A 13,196-nucleotide genomic window follows, 5' to 3' on the forward strand; every position below is an offset into this window, starting at 1 on the left:
TCGTCGATGTGTCGTTGGATCGCCTATCAAGGACAGCCGATCTATCTCGACGCCCTCGTCGCGACGCCTGAACGCTCGCTGATCGCGCAGTCGATGTGCGCTGCGGAAGCCAAGGTCACCACCAATGGGGACGGGTTTGGGGTTGGTTGGTACGGCGAACGTGAAACACCCGGTCTCTATCGGGAAGTCCGCCCCGCCTGGTCCGACGAAAACCTGAAGAGCCTCTGCTTCCAGGTGCGTTCGGCGCTGTTTTTCGCTCATGTGCGTGCCTCGACCGGTCCCGCGACCGCGCGGGCGAATTGCCACCCCTTCGCGGTCGGCAAATATATGTTCATGCACAATGGGCAGATCGGGAATTATTGCGCCATCAAGCGCCAACTCGACGCTCTCATTCCGGACGATCTCTACCCCTACCGGAGTGGAACGACCGATTCGGAAGCTCTGTTCCTCGCTGCTTTCGCGCATGGCCTGCGGGACGACCCTGTCGCGGCCGTCATCGCGACCTTGTCGATGGTGCATAGCTTGATGCTGGAGGCCCGCATCGCCGAGCCGCTTCGCGCAACGCTGGCGCTGACGGATGGCAAGGATCTCTACGCATTCCGCTGGGCCTCCGACGCTTGCGCGCCGACGCTTTACTGGCGGCAGACGGAGCATGATCTCATGGTCGTGTCCGAGCCGCTCGATCGCGAGCGGGCGCAGTGGCGCGAGGTGCCGCAGAATTGCGTTCTGGTGGCTCGCGCGGGAGCACCCGTGACCATCAGTCGGCTCGACGATTCGATGCGCCAAGCCGCTTGATCATCGGTCGTTTGGCGGTTCCGATCCGCGGTCGCACAATTCTGCTCGGCTTGTGCACAATCGCGATCGCCGGAGCCTGCGCGCAACACGGCGGCCTGACAGCCCTCTGGTCAAGCCCTGCTTTAGCGGCCGACGGACAATCCGGCCTCAAGCTGCCGTCGGAAGCCATTTTCGTAGCCGAAGTCGTGGCGCTGCTGGTCGTCGGTCGTCTCTTCGGCGAGATCATGCTGCGGCTTGGACAGCCCGCCGTCGTCGGACAATTACTCGCCGGGATCGTGCTCGGGCCATCCGTATTCGGTTTGTTGCTCCCCGATCTCCATAATCTTGTGTTTCCGGCCGAACACGCGCAGCGGGCCATGATCGACGGCGTCGCGCAACTCGGCGTGCTGCTTCTGCTGCTGCTGACCGGCATGGAAACCGACGTCGGGTTGGTCCGCTCCGTGGGCAGACCGGCCGCGAGCGTTTCGATCATGGGGATCGCGGTCCCGTTCGGTTGTGGCGTGCTGCTTGGGCTCTATGGCCTGCCCGATAGCCTTTTGCCGAACCCGAGCCAGAGGGTGGTCACGGCCCTCTTTCTCGGCACCGCTCTGTCGATTTCGTCGATCAAGATCGTCGCGATGGTGATCGACGAGATGCACTTCATGCGTCGCAATCTCGGTCAGATCATCGTGGCGTCGGCCATCATCGACGATACGGTCGGTTGGATCATCGTGGCCGTAACGTTCGGGCTGGCTCGCCCCGGCGGCCTGAACCTTTTCGCGCTGGTCGGGTCGGTCGGCGGCACGATCATCTTTCTTGTCGTCAGCGCCACCCTCGGACGACGCGTCGTCGCAGCGCTGATCCGGTGGGCGAACGACCACCTGGTCAGCGCGGTGCCGGCCGTCACCATGATCCTCGTCATCATGGGCGTCATGGCCCTGATCACCAACCCGATCGGCGTCAACACCGTGCTGGGCGCCTTCGTGGCCGGCGTGTTGGTGGCGCAATCACCCATCCTGACCAAGCAGGTCGAAGCCGAATTGCGCGGTCTCGTGGTGGCGCTGTTCGCGCCGATTTTCTTCGGCCTCGCGGGCCTCGGGACAGATCTCACGCTGCTCAAGGATCCGACGTTGCTGGGCCTGACGGCCGGCCTCGTTCTGATCGCCAGCCTTGGCAAGTTCGCCGGCGCGTTTCTGGGTGGCAAGATCGGCGGCCTCTCGCGTGACGAATGTCTCGCTCTGGCACTCGGCATGAACGCGCGCGGCTCGACGGAAGTCATCGTCGCGACACTCGGTCTGTCGGTCGGCGCCCTCGACAAAACCCTGTTCACCATGATCGTCACCATGGCGGTCTTGACCACCATGGCGATGCCGCCGACCTTGCGCTGGGCCTTGGCGCGGCTGCCGCTGAACAAGGACGAGAGCGAGCGGCTGGACCGGGAAGCGTTCGAGAAAACCGCCTTCCTCAGCAATGTCGAGCGCTTGCTGGTGGCGGTCGACGACGGAGCGAGTGGCAAATTGGCCTCGCGCCTCGCCGGTTTGCTCGGGCGAGGGCAGGCGCTGCCGATCACGGCTATGTCGCTCGATGCGTCGCAGAGGCCGCCGGTTCTGGAGCAAGCCGGCGCCGGTGTGATGGCGTCCGGGGATAGGGCTCGCTTGCCGGGATCGGAGGATGACGCGGTTGCTGTGCCGATGGACGTCACCGAACGGCCGATCACCGGATCCGACCCGATCGCGGCCGTCGGCGCGGAGGCTCGCAAGGGTTATGGCCTTCTGATCATCGGCATCGAGCCGGCCACAACGCCGGAGGGTGGTCTCGATCCGCGCCTCGCCGAGGTCGTAAAAGCGTTTTCCGGCGCACGGGCCATCGTCGTGGCGCGCGGCCTTCACCGCACCGATCCCGTCGATGGTCCCTTGCAGTTTTTGATCCCGACGAGTGGCACAGGCGCGTCGCGCCGCGCCTCGGAACTTGGCTTTGCACTGGCCCGCGCGAGCGGCGCCTCTGTGACGGCTTTGTTCGTCGGCGACCCGATCGATGCGCCGCGAAGCGGCAAACGGCGGCGCGCCGCGGCGGCGGAGGCAAAATCGCAGATGGGCTCCGACATCCTTCGCCAGACCGCCGCACTCGCCGCACGATTCGACATCACGGCCACGCCTGTTGTGCGTCAGGCATCCGATAAGGATGCGGCGATTCTCGGACAGGCGCGCCGCGCGGGCGATACGGTCATTGTGCTGGGTGTCTCGATGCGGCCCAGCGATCGCGTCCTGTTCGGCGCCCTGGCCGACTCCCTGCTCGAAGGATCGCAGCACTCGCTGCTGCTTCTTGTCGACGACAGCGGGATCGGCTTGGCGGGATAAACGATCCGCTCATCGACGATCAGGACCATCAGCCGAGAAGCTTGAGCACACCCATGGCCCGCTTGACCCATGGCCGACGCAACTGGGCCGCGACGAAGCCGAGCGCCGCCCGCCGCGATGTATCGCTGAGGCTTGGCTGCGGGAGCGCGAGGACCGCCATGTCGCCAAGCGAAATGCCGTGCTCGATCGCGATCGCCCAGGGCACGATCAAATCCTCTGCCCGAGGACCGAGGATGCTCGCCCCGAGTACCTCGCCGCGGGGGGTCGCGACGATCGTCGTATGTCCCGCCGTCACGCCGCGGGCGATCGCGCGCTCGTTGTCGGCCAGGGCGGCGCGATGGATCGTGACGTCCCGGTGCAAGCGCCGGGCTTCCGCCTCACTGTGTCCCACCATGGCGAGGGCCGGGACCGTCCGGAGCACGCGGGGAACGAGCTGCGGCTTGAGGCGAACCGGCTGACGGAAGAAGGCCGACCGCAAGACGAGGCCGACCTGGATCGGAATGAGCGTTGCGGCCGACATCTGAGCGCCCGCGACGTCGCCGATCGCATAGACGCGCCGGTTGCTGGTTCTGAAGTCGAGGCGGGTCTCCGGAACGCCGTCGACACAACGGACCTCACCCCGGTCGAGGCCGAGACTTTCGGTGAAAGGTTTGCGGCCCTGAGCCACCAGGAGATGTGACGCCGTCACGACCGTGCCGGCGTCGTCGGCCAGCACGATATCGACGCCGTCCCGATTGGGACGGACGCCACGGACCTCGGTATCGACGATGGCAACGCCGTCGCGGTGCAGCGATGAGTCGATCGCAACGAGGATTTCGCCGTCGACGTTCAGCCTGTGACCGCCCGTTCGAAGGAGCGTGACCTCCGATCCGAGGCGGCGGTACGCTTGGGCTAGTTCGTAGGCCAGCGGTTCCTGACCGAGAATTGAAAGGCGTGGGGGTAGGGTCGCCAGGGCCGCTATCGTATCGGTCGACCAGAAGCGGATGAGGTCGAGCGCATCGAGCCGTGGCACCGTTGGCTTGCCTCCGGTCGCGATCACGATTCGGCGAGGCTTGATGCGGATGTCACCCGCCGCGATTGTATCGGGATCGGCAAATCGCGCTGTCGCTTGAATTAAGGTCACGCTCAGCGAGCGGAGCCGCTCCGCGCTGTGATTGGCGGAGGCGGCCGCCACCGCTCGACCGATTCGATCGCGAAGCATCGCAAATGATCGGTCGTCGGCGCCCACATGCGGGAGGGCGGTCCTTGCGCTCTGAATCAGCATGTCCAGCGCAAGATCGGCCGCCTGTCCGCGCCCGAGGCGTGGGGCTGCGTCCACGACCACGCAGGAGAGGCCGATCGCGGCTGCGGCGAGCGCCATGGCCGATCCGGCGACGCCGCCGCCGATGATGCAGAGGTCCGGCGTCAAAATGGTAGGCCGGGGGGCGTCGGTCATGGTTGCGTTCCGCTTGAGGCTGTTCTTGCGTCGAGTCTTCCGATGAAAGCTCATTGCTGCCTATGTGGCCTCTACAATTGATTAGAGGTGTTGTCGCACCCAGTTCAGATCTGCCGTCCCGTTCGACATGCCGCAGCGCATTGACTTGCTGGCGAGGCTGCTCCTATAAGACCCATCTTATCCGAGCCGTCGCGCCCGTAGGATTGCGCCGTTGCGTTTTGAGCAATGGCTGATCCGACCGTCGTGGCGTCGGTTTCATTTCAAGCACGGCCTCTGGCGCCGGGCATCAGCGGACCGGAGCAGAGACAGTGAAGAGGACCTACCAACCCAGCAAGCTCGTGCGTAAGCGCCGGCATGGCTTCCGGGCTCGTATGGAGACGGTCGGCGGCCGCCGCATTATTGCGGCTCGTCGTGCACGTGGTCGCAAGAAGCTGTCGGCCTAATCCATCGTCGCGCGTTCGAGGCACTGTTCGGGTTCCTCCTCGCGAACGTCGGTCCGACACGATCGTGATCGTGACTGCGGGTTCCAGCATGTCTGATCAGCTCGGATCGTTCGATAAAGCCTCGCGCAACGAGAGTCGCGAGGCTTTTTGCGTTCCGGAGCGCTTGAAGCAACGCGCCGACTTCCTGCAAGCCGCACGCGGGACGCGGGTCCATCTCTCGCTTTTCTCCCTTCAGGCAGCGAAGCGACCGGTTCCCGCTTCATCACCGGACGGCCGCGTCGCTGTCGATCGAGTGGAGGCAGACCATTCGGCTGGTCCGTTCAAGCCGCGCATCGGACTCACGGTCACTAAAAAGACCGGCGGGGCCGTCGAACGGAACCGAATCCGTCGCCGTCTCAAGGAGGCGTTACGTCACGCCAAGGCGCTTTCAACCGAGCCCGATACCGACTATGTAATCGTCGCGCGCCGCGAAGCTCTGACGGTTCCATTCGCAAGATTGATCGCTGATCTCGAAACGGCGGTGCGCAAGGCCGGCGCGCAACTGAAGAGGCCGCGCGGGTCAACGAGACAGCCGGACGAACGGCCCCGCAAAGGCTAACGGATTGTTTCTACCTCTCTCTTCGCGTCAGCAACGACGTTCATCCCCGACGAGTTCAGTGATCGAACCATGGTGAATGAAACCAACAACAAGAACCTTTACCTGGCGATCGCGCTGTCGGTTCTGGTCATCGTCGGCTGGAACTATTTCTACGGCTTTCCACAGGCCCAAAAGGCCCGGCAAGTGCAGGCGCAGCAACAGGCACAGGTCACCTCGAACACCCCGCAACCGCAGGGCGTGACGGGGGCGGCCTCGCCGGCCATCATCCCCGGCGGCGCTGTTCCGGCTGCCGGAACGCCTGAGGCGACGAGGACACGGCAGGAGGCTTTGGCCGCCAGCCCGCGCATCACACTCGATACGCGCAGCCTGTCGGGATCGATCGATCTCAAAGGCGCCCGGATCGACGATGTCGCGCTTAAGAATTACCGGCTGACCACCGATCCGAACAGTCCGATCATCGAACTGTTGTCGCCGTCGGGTTCGCCGCATCCCTATTATGCCGAAGTCGGCTTTGTCGGACAGCCAGGCAGCACCATGGCGCTTCCGGGCGCCGATACGGTCTGGACCGCCGATAGCGATCGGTTGACCGCCGAAAAGCCTGTCACGCTGTCCTACGACAACGGCCAGGGCCTGACGTTCCACCGGACGATCTCGGTCGACGATCAATATCTGTTTTCGATCAAGGACACGGTTGAGAACAAGGGTTCGGCCGCCGTGACCCTCTTCCCCTATGCGTTGATTTCACGCCACGGTAAGCCCGAGGTCTCGAACTATGCGGTTCTGCACGAAGGTCTGATCGGCGTCATCGGCGACAGCCATGTGCAAGAAATCAAATATGACGCGATGGAGAAGGAGACCGACGGCACGCGCACCCTGGATGGAACGGGCGGCTGGATCGGCATCACGGATAAATATTGGGCGACGGCCGTCGTTCCCGAGCAAAATGCAGCGTTCAAGGGACGCTTTTCCGTCAATGGTGCGGCGCAGCCGAAGACCTATCAGACGGACGTTCTCGAAGACGGGAAGGATCTCGCGCCCGGCCAGTCGATCGACCTGACCACGCGCGTTTTTGCGGGCGCCAAAGAAAACAATACGATCGACAAATACCAAGCCGAGTTTGGTATCAAGAATTTCGACCTGATGATCGATTGGGGCTGGTTCTATTTCATCACTAAGCCCTTGTTCAAGGTTCTCGATTTTTTCTATAAGCTTACTGGCAATTTCGGTGTCGCGATCCTGATCGTCACCGTCTTGATCAAAGGCCTATTCTTCCCGCTCGCCAGCCGCAGCTATCTGTCGATGGCCAAGATGAAGAACGTTCAGCCCCAATTGGCGGCCATCAAGGAACGTTTCCCAGACGACAAGGCCAAGCAGCAAGAAGCCACGATGGAGATCTACAAGCGGGAGAAGATCAATCCCGTAGCCGGATGTCTGCCGATGGTGGTGCAGATCCCGGTCTTCTTCGCGCTCTACAAGGTCATCTTCATTACGATCGAAATGCGCCATGCGCCGTTTTTCGGATGGATCAAGGACCTGTCCTCTCCTGACCCGACATCCGTCTTCAATCTCTTCGGCCTGATTCCCTGGACGCCCCCGACCCCGCTCATGATCGGCGTCTGGCCGCTGATCATGGGTGTCTCGATGTTCCTGCAGATGAAGATGAACCCGACACCGCCGGACCCGGTCCAAAAGACCATGTTCACCTGGATGCCGGTGATCTTCACCTACATGCTGAGTTCATTCCCATCGGGTCTCGTGATCTATTGGACGTGGAACAACACGCTCTCGGTTTGCCAGCAATATCTGATCATGCGCCGTGCCGGCACGAAGGTGGAGCTGTGGGACAATCTTTCGGGCATGTTCCGGAGGACATGACGCATGACTGAGAGCGCTCCCGCCTACGCCGAACATACGGAGTCGGGTCGGCTGTTATTCGCGCAATCCTGCGACTTCATCTTCGGCTCGCCCACGGTGGCGGCTCTGCCACCGCTCGCTGCGCCGGAGATCGCCTTCGCGGGTCGCTCGAATGTCGGGAAGTCGTCGCTCGTCAACGCGCTGACCAATCGCAAGACTCTGGCCCGGACGTCGAACACGCCCGGCCGGACTCAGCAGCTGAATTTTTTCGCGCTCGGTGACAACCTGCGTCTCGTTGATATGCCGGGCTACGGTTACGCGGCTGTCAGCAAGACCATGATCGCGAGCTGGGGAAACCTCATGCGGGACTTCCTGCGCGGGCGCTCGACCCTGATGCGCGTTTACCTCTTGGTCGATGGCCGTCACGGCCTGAAGGAGAGCGACGGCGAGATGATGGATCTCTTCGATAAATCCGCGATCTCCTATGCGATCGTCCTGACCAAGCAGGATGAAGTCAAACTGGCGGATCGTCCAAAGCGGATCGCCGAGACGGAAGCGGCGCTGGCGCGTCGCCCGGCAGCTTTTCCAACGGTTCTGTTCACCTCTGCTGAAACGGGCGAGGGCATCGCTGATCTCCGGGCCAGTATCGCTCTGCTCTTGCATGAGCGCGCCGGCTGAGTCATCTGCTGACCTCGCGCATCACCGATGGGTATTCCATGCCGACGAACCCGAGACTGAGCGATACCCCGAAGGGGAGCCCCGAGGAACAGGCCGAGATCCTGATGCAGGCTCTGCCGCATATGCTCCGATACGACGACCAGACCGTCGTCGTAAAATATGGTGGCCATGCCATGGGGAATGAGACCGTGGCGCGCGATTTCGCACGCGACATGGTCCTGCTCGAGCAATCGGGCGTCAATCCGGTGGTGGTCCATGGTGGTGGGCCGCAAATCGGCGCGATGCTGAAGAAGCTCGGGATCGTCTCGCAATTCTCGGGAGGCCTGCGAGTCACCGACAGCGCCACGATCGAGATCGTCGAGATGGTCCTCTGCGGATCGATCAACAAGCAGATCGTGGGCTTCATCAATGCCGAAGGCGGCCGGGCGATCGGGCTCTGCGGTAAAGACGGCAATATGGTCACGGCCAAGAAGCTCGAGCGTCCCGTCAGCGAGGACGACGCGCATCATGAGGATCAGGTGGACCTTGGTTTCGTCGGCGAACCCGACCGGATCGACACCACGGTGCTCGATCAGGTCCTGGGTCGCGAACTGATCCCCGTGTTGGCTCCGGTCGCGCAAGGGTCGGATGGGGAGACCTATAACGTCAACGCCGACACGTTCGCGGGAGCGATCGCTGGCGCGCTCAAGGCCAAGCGTCTGCTGTTCCTCACCGATGTTCCAGGTGTGCTCGACAAGAATAAGCAGATCATCAAGGAATTGAAGGTCGACGACATCCGGCGATTGATCGCCGACGGCACGATCACGGGCGGCATGATTCCGAAAGTCGAGACGTGCATCTATGCCTTGGATCAAGGCGTGGAAGGCGTGGTGATTCTCGATGGGAAAGTCCCACATGCGGTCCTGCTCGAATTGCTGACCGACCACGGAGCCGGCACGCTGATCACGCGATGACTGATCTCGACAAGTCTCTGGCGATCGCGCGCGACGAGCCTGCGCGCGATACCCATGATGATCTGACGATCAGCACGGCCATTCCACGTGCTCGGTCGCAAGACGTCGCGTCCCGGTTTGGCCATGTTCACACCTGGGTGTTCGACCTCGACAACACACTTTATCCGGCCGACAGCACGCTCTGGCCGCAGATCGACCGTCAGATCACCCTGTTTCTGATGAACCTGTTCGGCATCGATGGGCTATCGGCCCGGGCGCTCCAGAAATATTACTATCGGCAGTATGGCACGTCGCTGCATGGCCTGATGATCGAGCACAAGATCGGCCATAGCGAGTTTCTGGCTTTCGCGCATGACATCGACCGGAGCGACTTGCTCCCCAATCCCCGGCTCGCCCAGGCAATCGCGCGGCTTCCGGGTCGCAAGCTGGTCCTCACGAATGGATCGCGCGACCATGCTCTGAAGACGGCGGCACAGCTCGGGCTGAACGATCTCTTCGAGGATGTATTCGATATTGTTGCGGCGGATCTCGTGCCGAAGCCGGATCCGGTGGCTTACGATAAATTTTTCGCCCAGCACGCGGTCGACCCGCGCCACGCCGCCATGTTTGAGGATTTGTCGCGCAATCTCATCGTCCCGCACGAGCGCGGAATGCTTACGACACTCATCGTGCCGACATCAACGAGTTTAGACCATCGCGAGGCCTGGGAGCAGCTGGGCGGGGGTGACGCGCATGTCGATTTCGTCACCGACGACCTGACTCAGTTCCTGATCGATCTCATGCCGCTTGGATCGTAGCGAAATCAGATGCAGCACGACACGCGTCGTGCTGCAGCTGTCCCTACTTGGTGCCGGCGATCTTATCGGCCAGAAGCGCGATCGTGCGCGAATAGACCGCGCTTGCATTCCACTGCTGGATCACCGCGAAATTAGCCTCGCCCGGATCCCAGCCCGCTCCAGCCTGCCAGCCATAGCCTTGGAGATATTTGGCCGTCGACGCCAGCACGTCGGGAACGCTATGGACCAGATCACGACGCCCGCTGCCGTCGAAATCGACCGCATATTTGATGTAGGACGACGGCATAAATTGGGTTTGGCCGATTTCACCCGCCCATGCGCCGCGCATCGAGGACGGGCTCATGTCGCCCCGCTGAACGATGCGGAGCGCGTCGGTCAATTCAGCCCGGAACTTGTCTGGGCGCCGGCAGTCATAGGCTAGGGTCGCAAGCGACCGAATGGTCTCGAACTTGCCCATGAACGCACCAAAGTCGGTCTCGAGCCCCCAAATCGCAACGATCACTGGCGCCGGAACGCCATATTGGCTCTCGATGCGCGAGAACACATCAGCATATCGCTTGATGAGGCTCTTGCCCTTGCTGATGCGATAGGCATTGGCCATACGGGCCGAGAATTGCTCGAAACTCTGCTTGAAAACTTTCTGGCCACGATCGTGCGAGATCGTTTCGCGATCGTAGGTCACATTCCCGAGAGCCGCGTCGATCGTTCCTTGCGAAATGCCGGCCGCTGCCGCCTCGGTCTTGTAGCTCTCGAGCCAAGCCGGGAACCCCGCTGGATCCGAACAGGATGCCGCATAGGCCGTTGAGCCGGCGGCGAGCGAGAATGTCAGGCCGACGATCGGCAACAAACGCTTGAAAAGGCGCATCGGGCGGCGGTTTCCTTCGGCTTGCGACGAACCCATCACGTCTCCACGGGCCATCGCGAACTAACGACGCGGCAGACATTCATGCTGCACGCGCCGCTGTCAATGCCGCTCGCAGGACCAACCCACGATCCGATCATCAATCCTGAAGCAGGCGCTTCAGCAACTCGAGTTCTTCAGCCAACGTTCCCTCTTTGCCACAAAGGTTTTCGATCTTGCGCACCGCATGAAGCACGGTGGTGTGATCGCGGCCGCCGAAGCGACGCCCGATTTCGGGCAGCGACCGGAGCGTGAGGCTCTTCGAGAGATACATGGCGATCTGGCGCGGCAGTACCACGGTCGCGGTCCGCCGTGAGGAGAGGATATCGGCGCGGCTCACGTTGTAGTGAGTGGCGACGAGTTTCTGGATGTCCTCGATCTTGACCCGCTTCGGCTCGCGCGTTCGGATCAGATCGCGGATCGCGACTTCCGCTGTCTCGATCGTGTGTGGCGTGCCGTTCAGGGTCGCATGCGCCATCAGGCGATTGACCGCGCCATCAAGATCACGCCCGTTGGTGACGATCGATTTGGCGACATAAGCAATGACTTGCGGCGACAGCTCGAACCCAGGTTGCACGTTGCGCGTCGCGAGTGTGCGGTTTTCGAGGAATTTGAACCGCAGCGCTTCATCGAGAGGCTCCATCTCGACACAAAGACCACCGGCGAGCCGCGAGCGGACCCGCTCGTCCAGTGTTTCGAGATCGCCCGGCGGGCGATCGGCCGCGACGACCACTTGCCGGCCATCATCGATCAGGGCGTTCAGCGTGTGGCAGAACTCCTGCTGGATCGACTTGCCTTGCAGGAACTGCACGTCGTCGATGATCAGCACGTCGATCGCGCGCAGTCGCTCCTTGAACGCAATGGCGGTTTGGGCGCGAAGCGACGAGACGAAGCCATACATGAACTTTTCGGCCGTCAGATAGATGACGCGTCGTCCGCTATCGGCCACCGCATGTGCGACGGCCTGGATCAGATGGGTTTTGCCAAGTCCCACGGCGGCGTGGATGTAAAGCGGGCTATAGAGCAGAGGTTCGCCGGGCAGGGCCTGGGCCACGCGTTGAGCCGCCGCAAAAGCCAGTTGATTGGACTTGCCGGTCAGAAAGCTCGCAAATGTGAGCCGCCGGTCGAGTGGCGAGCCGGAGGGAGCATCGTTTGCGTGATCGGCATCCTGCGGGCGAGCAGAACTGGCGGGGCGGTCCGCTTGTGGCATGCGGCGGTCATCGGCTTGGCGGGGCTTGGGCGAGCTTTCCGTGCCGCGGTCATATGGGCGCTCGGCGCGTTTTTCAGTTAAAACAGGCGCGGCTGCGACGCGGCCGCGGGACGATGAGCGGAGCGCGATGCTGAGGCGCTTGACCTCGGGAGCCTCGGTGCTCAGCGTCGCCAACATCTTGTCGTTATAATGCGATTGGATCCACGCTTTCAGAAACGTCGTCGGAACCGACAGATAGGCGGTTCCGTCGGCGATGCGGTCGAGCTCCAGACGGGCGAACCACGCGTTGAAGACGGCGTCGCCAAGCTCCGCACGCAGCCGCAGGCAGGCATTCGACCATCGGGCACTCAGATCACGACGCTTGTCGTCCTCGGCAGTGGCATGGGTCAGCGGGGCGGTCGTGGTCTCGTTGGCGCGGGAGGCAAGCGGGTCGGCTTGCGTCGAGGCGGCCGGATTGGATTCACGTCGAGCGATCATGAGCGGGCGGCGACTTTGCTAACGGCGAAAAGGGCGGGTGGACGGCGCGATGTGATCAGGGGCGCTTCCAGGGAAGGCCATCGGCCCTCCAACCACTCAGTCCCTGGGCTGCCGAGCCCTCGAATCCACCAGCAATGTTGTAGCTTTTGGCATAACCAAGCGACGTCATCGCCTTGGCGGCGGCGCCGCTTCTTGCGCCGGAGCGGCACAAAAACAGCAGAGGGGTTTCGGCGTCTGCACCACGGCGATCAAGTTCAGCCTTCAGCTCAGAGACGAAGCCTGGATTCGGAGCCATCGAGGGATAGGACAACCATTCGATCAGCACCGGCGCGGATTGTACCGAGGCAAGGTCCGGCACGCCAATCGACTCCCATTCGGCTGTCGTACGAACGTCAACCAAGATCGCCTGATGATCCTGCTCGAGTTTTTCCAACGCGTCCGACGGAGTGATATCGCCTGCGTAACCGGCTCCCATCGACATTGCAGCATCCTCCCGACAGAGCGATCGCTCCGCAGTTACAAGTAGAACAAAAGAAAACGGCAGCAACGCTGAACGCGCCGATACTCAACGAACATCAGACCAAGTACGCACACCCGGAACTCTGACTAGGATCGAAAGGATAGGATTTACCGATACACAAGCGTGTCGCCGATGTCTCAGCGTTGACTACCCCATGGGCCAAGTTGAGGATTTCCAACTGGCAGCGCGATGCCGCAGT

General features: G+C 62.2%; 12 protein-coding genes. 8 read left to right on the forward strand and 4 right to left on the reverse strand.

Annotated features, from left to right (window positions below):
• Window positions 1-6: 6 nt before the first annotated feature.
• Together LGH83_RS01590 and LGH83_RS01595 are read left to right on the forward strand one after the other, a co-directional pair.
• The gene (locus LGH83_RS01590; protein WP_227400359.1) at window positions 7-795 is read left to right on the forward strand and encodes a class II glutamine amidotransferase; all 789 of its coding nucleotides are present in this window, start codon (window positions 7-9) and stop codon (window positions 793-795) included.
• A gap of 11 nt (window positions 796-806) precedes the next feature.
• Window positions 807-3,131 (forward strand): cation:proton antiporter, encoded by a 2,325-nt coding sequence (locus LGH83_RS01595; RefSeq protein WP_227400360.1) that lies wholly within the window; start codon window positions 807-809, stop codon window positions 3,129-3,131.
• Between the two features lie 28 nt (window positions 3,132-3,159).
• Here the strand turns inward: LGH83_RS01595 and LGH83_RS01600 are convergent, their stop codons facing one another.
• Entirely contained in the window at window positions 3,160-4,566 is a 1,407-nt protein-coding gene (locus LGH83_RS01600) for an FAD-dependent oxidoreductase (RefSeq protein WP_227400361.1), read from the reverse strand.
• A 308-nt stretch (window positions 4,567-4,874) separates the two neighbouring features.
• Here LGH83_RS01600 and rpmH point away from each other — a divergent pair, with 308 nt between their 5' ends.
• The 6 genes from rpmH to LGH83_RS01630 all read left to right on the forward strand — a co-directional run bounded on the left by rpmH (window position 4,875) and on the right by LGH83_RS01630 (window position 9,889).
• Window positions 4,875-5,009: a 50S ribosomal protein L34 gene (rpmH, locus tag LGH83_RS01605; protein ID WP_131116073.1), complete on the forward strand. Its 135-nt coding sequence runs from the start codon at window positions 4,875-4,877 to the stop codon at window positions 5,007-5,009.
• A gap of 88 nt (window positions 5,010-5,097) precedes the next feature.
• Complete coding sequence (rnpA, locus tag LGH83_RS01610) at window positions 5,098-5,607, forward strand: ribonuclease P protein component (RefSeq protein WP_227400362.1); 510 nt, start codon at window positions 5,098-5,100, stop codon at window positions 5,605-5,607.
• Between the two features lie 69 nt (window positions 5,608-5,676).
• A complete protein-coding gene (gene yidC, locus LGH83_RS01615) occupies window positions 5,677-7,482 on the forward strand; it encodes a membrane protein insertase YidC (RefSeq protein ID WP_227400363.1) in 1,806 nt (601 codons plus the stop codon).
• A 3-nt stretch (window positions 7,483-7,485) separates the two neighbouring features.
• Window positions 7,486-8,139 (forward strand): ribosome biogenesis GTP-binding protein YihA/YsxC, encoded by a 654-nt coding sequence (yihA, locus tag LGH83_RS01620; RefSeq protein WP_131116080.1) that lies wholly within the window; start codon window positions 7,486-7,488, stop codon window positions 8,137-8,139.
• 38 nt (window positions 8,140-8,177) lie between these two features.
• Window positions 8,178-9,092 carry an acetylglutamate kinase gene (gene argB / locus LGH83_RS01625; RefSeq protein ID WP_227400364.1) on the forward strand — a complete coding sequence of 305 codons (915 nt, stop codon included), beginning with the start codon at window positions 8,178-8,180 and terminating at the stop codon, window positions 9,090-9,092.
• Window positions 9,089-9,889 carry a pyrimidine 5'-nucleotidase gene (locus LGH83_RS01630; RefSeq protein WP_227400365.1) on the forward strand — a complete coding sequence of 267 codons (801 nt, stop codon included), beginning with the start codon at window positions 9,089-9,091 and terminating at the stop codon, window positions 9,887-9,889. The genes argB and LGH83_RS01630 overlap by 4 nt, the downstream gene beginning before the upstream one ends.
• A 43-nt stretch (window positions 9,890-9,932) precedes the next feature.
• On the opposite strand, the gene LGH83_RS01635 is transcribed toward LGH83_RS01630, so the two are convergent.
• From LGH83_RS01635 to LGH83_RS01645, 3 genes are all read right to left on the reverse strand, one after another.
• On the reverse strand, window positions 9,933-10,790 hold the full coding sequence (locus tag LGH83_RS01635) for a lytic transglycosylase domain-containing protein (protein ID WP_227400366.1): 858 nt from the start codon (window positions 10,788-10,790) through the stop codon (window positions 9,933-9,935).
• A gap of 100 nt (window positions 10,791-10,890) precedes the next feature.
• Window positions 10,891-12,477 (reverse strand): chromosomal replication initiator protein DnaA, encoded by a 1,587-nt coding sequence (gene dnaA, locus LGH83_RS01640; RefSeq protein WP_227400367.1) that lies wholly within the window; start codon window positions 12,475-12,477, stop codon window positions 10,891-10,893.
• Window positions 12,478-12,532: 55 nt separating this feature from the next.
• The gene (locus tag LGH83_RS01645; protein WP_319799589.1) at window positions 12,533-12,958 is read right to left on the reverse strand and encodes a rhodanese-like domain-containing protein; all 426 of its coding nucleotides are present in this window, start codon (window positions 12,956-12,958) and stop codon (window positions 12,533-12,535) included.
• Window positions 12,959-13,196: the final 238 nt, after the last annotated feature.

Origin of the sequence: Lichenihabitans sp. PAMC28606, from assembly GCF_020616535.1 — a bacterium.
GTDB classification, from domain to species: Bacteria; Pseudomonadota; Alphaproteobacteria; order Rhizobiales; family Beijerinckiaceae; genus Lichenihabitans; species Lichenihabitans psoromatis.

Bases quoted from the DNA above. Each gene is read 5' to 3' on its own strand.
- LGH83_RS01600 (WP_227400361.1), bottom strand. From the start codon at position 4,566: ATGACCGACGCCCCCCGGCCTACCATTTTGACGCCGGACCTCTGCATC.
- yihA (WP_131116080.1), top strand. From the start codon at position 7,486: ATGACTGAGAGCGCTCCCGCCTACGCCGAACATACGGAGTCGGGTCGG.
- argB (WP_227400364.1), top strand. From the start codon at position 8,178: ATGCCGACGAACCCGAGACTGAGCGATACCCCGAAGGGGAGCCCCGAG.
- yidC (WP_227400363.1), top strand. From the start codon at position 5,677: ATGGTGAATGAAACCAACAACAAGAACCTTTACCTGGCGATCGCGCTG.
- LGH83_RS01630 (WP_227400365.1), top strand. From the start codon at position 9,089: ATGACTGATCTCGACAAGTCTCTGGCGATCGCGCGCGACGAGCCTGCG.
- rnpA (WP_227400362.1), top strand. From the start codon at position 5,098: ATGTCTGATCAGCTCGGATCGTTCGATAAAGCCTCGCGCAACGAGAGT.
- LGH83_RS01590 (WP_227400359.1), top strand. From the start codon at position 7: ATGTGTCGTTGGATCGCCTATCAAGGACAGCCGATCTATCTCGACGCC.
- LGH83_RS01635 (WP_227400366.1), bottom strand. From the start codon at position 10,790: ATGGGTTCGTCGCAAGCCGAAGGAAACCGCCGCCCGATGCGCCTTTTC.
- dnaA (WP_227400367.1), bottom strand. From the start codon at position 12,477: ATGATCGCTCGACGTGAATCCAATCCGGCCGCCTCGACGCAAGCCGAC.
- LGH83_RS01645 (WP_319799589.1), bottom strand. From the start codon at position 12,958: ATGTCGATGGGAGCCGGTTACGCAGGCGATATCACTCCGTCGGACGCG.